We start from the raw sequence: 6,976 nt of genomic DNA on the forward strand, positions 1-6,976 counted from the left end.
GATTGCCGGTGCCGTTGAGGATGTTGGCCCGTCCGGCCGTGGTCCGGGTGTCCAGGGCGCGCAACGGGATCACCGGGATCAGTTGCGAGGCACTGAGCGAGGTGTAGACCGAGGCGAGCAGGGATTGGCCGTGCGCGAACAGAAGGTCGCCGTTGTCGTTCAGCAGATCGCCTGAGTCCGCGGTCGGCAAGTCCGCGGAGGTGCGCTCGCCCAACCGCAAGGGCGCGCCCGACCCGGTGTTAGACAGGAGCAGGGTCGGCGCGAACGCGGCGGTGGTCACAACCGTGTCCGCCGTCCCCGCATCGTTGGCGGCTCCCATGAGTACCGGATCGCCGGACGCGGCGCCGGCCGACGGAGCGGAAGCGGCGGCATAGGTCCCGATGCCCGCGATACCCGCCACCACGCCGCCCGCACGCAGCAGCGCCCGGCGGTTCATTACTGTGCCGGAACTGTCGCCGGCCGTGCCCTCAACATCACTCATTCAACGGTCTCCGATCCCATCTTTCTGCGTGGTGGCTACCCGCAGTCTTTCCGCATGGTGACTACCAGCAGTGGGAGGAGCCTAAACCGATTGTTGAGCGCTTGCCTGTTATGTCTAGCCGGCCGGCGAGCCGGGCCGGCACCCAACCGGGTGCCCGGGCCCCGGGCCCGTCAGCGGATGAAGCTATGCGCCCTGACCGTTCCTGGCGGTCCACCAGGCGGGCGGCTTGTACGCCGGACCTGTCAGCTTCGAGGCGCCGGCAGCGACCAGCAATGGCCTATTGACGTATTCCTCGCTGCCCGCGGCGAACGCGACGACATCCAGCAGCACGTGCGTCGTGGCCTTGGCGTACAGCTGCACCGTGTCCCCTCCCAGGCCGCTGACGCAGAAGTTGGCCACGGTCTGCCCGGCCGAGTAGTTCAGCGTCGACGTGCGTCGCGTTCCGCCCGGCCAGAGGGTCAGGTAACCGTCGGCCGTCGGCTGGGTCACCGTCAGGTTGGCGAAGATCGCGGTTCCCAGATACACCTCGTCGCTCAGATCGATCGTAATGGTATAGCCGCCGATCAGCCGGCCGGTGCTGTCGAAATAGCTGGGCGGGGCGACGATCTTGGCCCGGCCGGCCACGGTGCGGGTGTCGACAGCGCGGAATGGACTGACCGGGATCAGTTGTGAGGCGCTGAGCGAGGTGTAGACCGACCCGGGTGAGGAGGTGAATTGGTGGACGAATCGAAGATCGCCCCCGATGTTCATCAGATCACCTGGTTGCGCGGTCTCCAGGTCTACGGCCGCCTGCTGCTCCAACCGCAAAGGCACGCCCGGCCCGCTGTTGCCCAAGATCAAGGTCGGCCCGTCCGCGTCGGCGCCGCCGATTCTCAGAGCCGTGGACTCCGTCCCGGCGCTGGTCTGCCTGCCCGCGAGCACCGGATCACCTGCCGCCGCGTCGGCCGCCGGAGCCTGCGCGGCGGCATAGCCGCCGATGCCGGCAATCCCCGCCACCACGCCACCCGCGCGCAGCAGTGCGCGCCGATTCATCACCGCGCCGGAGGTGTCGCCGGCCGTGCCCTCAATATCGTTCATCGTCAGTACCGATCCCTCGATGGTTCTGCATGGGTGGCTACCAGCAGTTGGCAGGATGATACGTCCGACTGGTGAAGTATCAGTACGGTGTTCTGCCCCTTTGATCCACTTATTTCTATAGGAATGTGTGGACGGCAGCATCGCATCGACCGGCGCTTCGAAGCTGGCAGCAGCTGTCGGCCGGTCCGAACGCCCGGGCAGCTAGCAGATGACCCGGCCGTCGAGCACGATCCGGCGCGGCTGGTACAGGGTGGCCAGCTCCACCCGCGGGTCATCGTCATAGACCACCAGGTCAGCGAGCGCCCCCTCGGCCAGGCCCGTGAAACCGAGCCATTCCCGCCCCCGCCAGGACGCCTGGGCGATCACCTCGGGCTGCGGGATGCCGGCCTGGACCAGAGCGGTGATCTCCTCGCGAATGAGGCCGTGCGGCAGCGAGCCACCGGCGTCGGTCCCGGCGTAGACCGGCACGCCGGCCTCGAAGGCATCCAGGGTCCGCTGCCGGGAGCTGCGGTGCAGGGCTCGCATGTGCGCGGCGTAGGCGGGGAACTTCTCGCTCGCCGCATCGGCGATCCCGGGAAAGGTGTCGATGTTGATCAGCGTCGGCACCACCGCGATCCCGCGCCGGGCGATCTCGTCCAGCAGGTCGGCGGTGATCCCGGTGCCATGCTCGATCGAGTCGATGCCTGCGTTGATCAGCCCCGGCAGGGTCTGCTCGCTGAAGGTGTGCGCGGCGACCCGGACGCCGAGCTCGTGGGCCCGGCCGATCGCGGCGGCCAGCACGTCGTCGGGCCAGACCGGCGTCAGGTCTCCCACCTCGCGATCGATCCAGTCCGCCGCCAGCTTGACCCAGCCGTCGCCACGGACGGCCTGGCGCTCCACCTCGGCCACCAGGTCCTGCGGTTCGACCTCGACGCCGAGATGGCGGATGTAGCGGCGCGGCCTGGCGATGTGACGGCCGGCCCGCACCAGCCGCGGCAGGTCCGCGCGCCGCTGCACGCCGGTGTTGTCCACCGGCGCGCCGGCATCGCGCAGCAGCAGCGCGCCCGCGTCGCGGTTCAGCACCGCCTGCTCGACCTGGAGGTCGGGGTCCGCCCAGCCCTCGGTGGTGACGCCGATATGGCAGTGCGCGTCGACGAAGCCGGGCAGCACCCAGCCGCCGTCGGCGATGGTGTCGGCACCGGACACCGGCTGGAAGCTCAACCTGCCGTCGACGATCCAGACGTCGCGCTGCTCCTCCTCCGGCAGCAGGATCCCCCGCAGGCGCAGTGCATTCACCGGCGCCGCCGCCTGGCGGTGCCGAACAGCGACCGGGTGATCTCACGACCCAGCACGGTGGCCGCCGATCGCGCGAAGGACGTGAAGGCGGGCGAGCCGAGGACGTCGGCGACCGCGCCACCGCGGGACTGTCCCGCGTGCTCGGCCGGTGCCCGGCCTGCCGGTTCGTCCTGCCGGGGTCGCGGACGTTCCTCCGGCTCGTCAGTGGCCGCCTCGGCTGGCTCGGTCGGCGCGGCGGCCTCGGCGGGCTCGTCAGTGGCCAGCCTGGCCGCGAGCTTCTCATACGCCGACTCCCGGTCGATCGGGGTGCCGTACTTGGCCAGCAACGGCGAACCGCTCACTGCCTGGGTCTGGCGGGCAGGGTCCAGCTGGGCCATCAGTGACCGGGGTGCCCGCAACCGGGTCCAGGCCACCGGCGTCGGAGCGCCCCGCTCGGACAGCACCGTGACCACGGCCTCGCCGATGCCGAGCTGGGTGAGCAGCTCGGCCAGGTCGTAGGAGGCCGTCTTGGGATAGGTGCGAACTGCCTTGGCGAGGTTGCTGGCGTCGTCGGGGGTGAAGGCCCGCAGCGCATGCTGGATCCGGTTGCCGAGCTGGCCGAGGACGCTGTCGGGCACGTCGGCCGGTACCTGGGTGACGAAGAAGATGCCGATGCCCTTGGACCGGACCAACCGGACGGTTTGGGTCAGCTGCTCCAGAAATGCCTTGGACGCGTCGCTGAACAGCAGATGTGCCTCGTCGAAGAAGAACACCAGCTTCGGCTTGTCGAGATCACCCACTTCGGGCAGTTCGGAGAAGAGGTCGGCCAGCAGCCACATCAGGAAGGTGGAGAACATCCGTGGTTTGTCCTGCACCGCTGACAGTTCCAGGGCCGAGATGACCCCGCGGCCGTCGCCGTCGGTGCGGATCAGGTCGGCCGGTTCCCATTCAGGCTCGCCGAAGAACGCCTCGCCACCGTTGTTCTCCAGCGTGATCAGCGCTCGCAGGATCACCCCCGCGGTGGCCTTGCTCAACCCCCCGATGCCCTTGAGGGCGTCCTGGCCCTCCTCCGAGGTCAGGTACTGGATCAGTGCTCGCAGGTCCTTCAGGTCCAGCAGCGCAAGCCCGGCCGAGTCGGCGTAGTGGAAGATCAGCGCCAGCGAGGACTCCTGGGTCTGGTTGAGGTCCAGGACCTTGGCCAGCAGCAGCGGGCCGAAGGAGGTCATGGTCGCGCGTACCGGCACCCCGCTGCCCAGGCCACCCAACGCCAGGAATTCCACCGGGAAACCCGCCGGCTGCCAGTCATCGCCGGTGTCCCGGGCCCGCTCGGCCACCCGGTCGCTGGGCTGGGCGGGGCTGGCCAGCCCCGACAGGTCGCCCTTGATGTCGGCAACCACGACCGGCACGCCGGCGGCCGAGAGTTGCTCGGTGAGCAGTTGCAGGGTCTTGGTCTTGCCGGTTCCGGTGGCACCGGCGATCAGGCCGTGCCGGTTGAGCATGCCCAGCGGGATGCGCACCCGGGCCGAGGGGTAGGCGGTGCCGGCCAGCACCACCGATCCCAGTTCCAGCGCCGGAGCGTCGAAGGCGTATCCGGCGGCGATGCTCGTCGCGGTTTCGGTAGGTGGTGATTCGGCCATGGCGGCACTCCCGGGCGCTGGACACTAACGACGACACACTTACGACGACGGCGACCGGCATGGTCCCTGAGGCAGCCTAGCCGTGGCCTGCCGCGGGACGCGCTGGGTCGGCCTCCAGGTGAGCAGGCTCGCCAGTGGCCCTGCCGCGCAACGGATACCACAGTTTCGAACTGCCACGGCAATCAGTGCGGGTAGGCTGCTGCTGGATCGCGACGCCACCGTGTCGCACCAGCGTCCACGCGTATATCGGAGACAGCCCGGACCGGGGGGCGAGGCGAATGCCGGACCGTCGATTATGGCGTCTTCTCGTCACCATCACGATTCTGGACCTGTTGATCGTCCTGACCGGACCACTCCTTCTGCTGATCGAGCGCGGCCGGGGCATCAAGGGCCCGGAACCGATCGTCATCGTCACCGCCGTGGTGGCGGTGGTGGTACTGCCACTGCAGTGTCTCGCGCTCTGGCGGGTGCTGGCCAAGCAGTTCGGCGAGCAGCAACGGCTGCGCCGGTTGTTCCGGCGGATCGACGAGGTGGTCCGGACCGGCGACCTGACGATCGCGTTCCAGCCGGTGGTCAACGCCCGTGACATGCGGGTGGTCGGTGTGGAGGCGCTGGCCCGCTTCGGCGGCGATCCTCTGATCACGCCGCTGCAGTGGTTCACCGACGCCGAAGTGGTGAACCGGGCGCAGCAGCTGGACCTGCTGGCGGTGCGCAGTACCCTGAGCGCCGCGGTCGACCTGCCGCCGGACGTCTACGTCGCGGTCAACGTCTCACCGGCCACCTTCGCCAGCACAGCCCTGCTCAGTGAGCTCCGCTCGACCGCGATCCGGCCGGACCGGCTGGTGCTCGAGGTCACCGAGCACTCCTCGATCGAGGACTACGCCCCGCTGATCGAGGCTCGGATGCGGTTGCGGGCGCACGGCATCCGGCTGGCGGTCGATGACGCCGGCGCCGGCTACGCCTCGTTCCGTCACATCGTCGCCCTGGCTCCGGACATCATCAAGATCGACCGGGCGATCGTCTCTGGGGTGGACAAGGACCCGGCCCGCAGTGCCCTGGTCGGTGCGGTGGTGATGTTCGCGCACGGCTCCGGTGCCACCGTCGTCGCCGAAGGCGTCGAGACCGGGTCTGAGTTGGACTGCCTGACGCGGCTCGGGGTGGACACCCTGCAGGGCCACCTGACCGGCATGCCGACCAGCGCACCGGCCGACTGGACGAACTGGGGCAACTCCGCACCCACAGCCAGCAGCCGCTGAGCCGCTCGCTTCGGGCGGTGTCAGGACCGCTCGCTTCGGGCGGTGTCAGGACTTCGGGAACTTCGGGCGGTGTCAGGACTTCGGGAACTTGAACTTCGAGATGTCCGGCAGCTCGGTGCCCGGCGGCAGGCTGCCCAGCCCACCGGTGCCCAGCCCACCGGTACCCAGCCCACCGGTACCCAGCCCACCGGTGCCCAGCCCACCCGACAGCCCGGCCATGCCGGACAGGCCGGCCGGCATCCTCGGCTGGGCCGGTCCGCGTCCGGCCTGCTTGTTCTTGCCCTTCTTGCCCTTGCGGTTCTTGCTGTTGTTGTTGCGGCGGGCCCCGGGCATTCCCAGGCCGCCGGCCATCCGGGCCATCATCTTGCGGGCCTCGAAGAACCGGTCCACGAGGTTGTTGACCTCGCTGACGGTGACGCCCGAGCCGTTGGCGATCCGCAACCGCCGGGAACCGTTGATCAGCTTCGGGTCGTCGCGCTCGGCCGGGGTCATCGACCGGATGATCGCCGCGGTGCGGTCCAGATCCTTGTCGTCGACCTGGGCCAGTGCCTCCTTCATCTGGCCGGCGCCGGGCAGCATGCCGAGCAGGTTGCCGATCGGGCCCATCCGCCTGATCGCCTGCAGTTGCTCGAGGAAGTCCTCCAGGGTGAACTGGTTGCCGCTGGTGATCTTGGAAGCCATCCGCTCGGCTTCGTCGGCGTCGAAGGTCTTCTGGGCCTGCTCGATCAGGGTCAGCATGTCGCCCATGCCCAGGATCCGGGAGGCCATCCGGTCGGGGTGGAAGACGTCGAAGTCTTCGAGCTTCTCGCCGTTGGAGGCGAACAGGATCGGCTGGCCGGTCACGTAGCGCACCGACAGCGCCGCGCCGCCGCGGGCGTCACCGTCGAGCTTGGTCAGCACCACGCCGTCGAAGCCGACCCCCTCGGCGAACGCGTTCGCGGTGTTGACCGCGTCCTGGCCGATCATGGCGTCGACCACGAAGAGGATCTCGTCGGGATCGACGGCGTCGCGGATGTCGGCCGCCTGCTGCATCAGCTCGGCATCGACGCCCAGTCGGCCCGCGGTGTCGACGATGACCACGTCGTACAGCCGTCGCTCCGCCTCCGCGATCGAGGCCCGGGCCACGGCGACCGGGTCGCCGACGCCGTTGCCGGGCTCGGGCGCCCAGACCGACACGCCGGCGCGCTCGCCGTTGACCTGCAGCTGGGTCACCGCGTTGGGACGTTGCAGGTCGGCGGCGACGAGCAGGGGGCTGTGGCCCTGACCCTTCA

At 69.4% G+C, this 6,976-nt stretch carries 5 protein-coding genes and 1 pseudogene; 1 reads left to right on the forward strand and 5 read right to left on the reverse strand.

Annotated features, from left to right (window positions below):
• From VF542_RS10220 to VF542_RS10235, 4 genes and pseudogenes are all read right to left on the reverse strand, one after another.
• A pseudogene (locus tag VF542_RS10220) lies at positions 1–481 on the reverse strand (hypothetical protein); the annotation flags it as partial.
• 183 nt (positions 482–664) lie between these two features.
• Positions 665–1,699: a hypothetical protein gene (locus tag VF542_RS10225; RefSeq protein WP_408651601.1), complete on the reverse strand. Its 1,035-nt coding sequence runs from the start codon at positions 1,697–1,699 to the stop codon at positions 665–667.
• A gap of 60 nt (positions 1,700–1,759) precedes the next feature.
• On the reverse strand, positions 1,760–2,833 hold the full coding sequence (locus VF542_RS10230; RefSeq protein WP_408651602.1) for an amidohydrolase family protein: 1,074 nt from the start codon (positions 2,831–2,833) through the stop codon (positions 1,760–1,762).
• A complete protein-coding gene (locus VF542_RS10235; protein WP_408651603.1) occupies positions 2,830–4,449 on the reverse strand; it encodes a helicase HerA-like domain-containing protein in 1,620 nt (539 codons plus the stop codon). The genes VF542_RS10230 and VF542_RS10235 overlap by 4 nt, the downstream gene beginning before the upstream one ends.
• A gap of 332 nt (positions 4,450–4,781) precedes the next feature.
• Here VF542_RS10235 and VF542_RS10240 point away from each other — a divergent pair, with 332 nt between their 5' ends.
• On the forward strand, positions 4,782–5,705 hold the full coding sequence (locus tag VF542_RS10240; protein WP_408651604.1) for an EAL domain-containing protein: 924 nt from the start codon (positions 4,782–4,784) through the stop codon (positions 5,703–5,705).
• 72 nt (positions 5,706–5,777) lie between these two features.
• Here VF542_RS10240 and VF542_RS10245 read toward each other — a convergent pair.
• Positions 5,778–6,976 (reverse strand): signal recognition particle protein (locus VF542_RS10245; RefSeq protein WP_408651605.1); only part of this gene is annotated, 1,199 nt, incomplete at its 5' end.

Source organism: Jatrophihabitans sp. (assembly GCF_036389215.1).
GTDB lineage: Bacteria > Actinomycetota > Actinomycetes > Mycobacteriales > Jatrophihabitantaceae > Jatrophihabitans_A.

Bases quoted from the DNA above. Each gene is read 5' to 3' on its own strand.
- VF542_RS10235 (WP_408651603.1), bottom strand. From the start codon at position 4,449: ATGGCCGAATCACCACCTACCGAAACCGCGACGAGCATCGCCGCCGGA.
- VF542_RS10225 (WP_408651601.1), bottom strand. From the start codon at position 1,699: ATGCTGCCGTCCACACATTCCTATAGAAATAAGTGGATCAAAGGGGCA.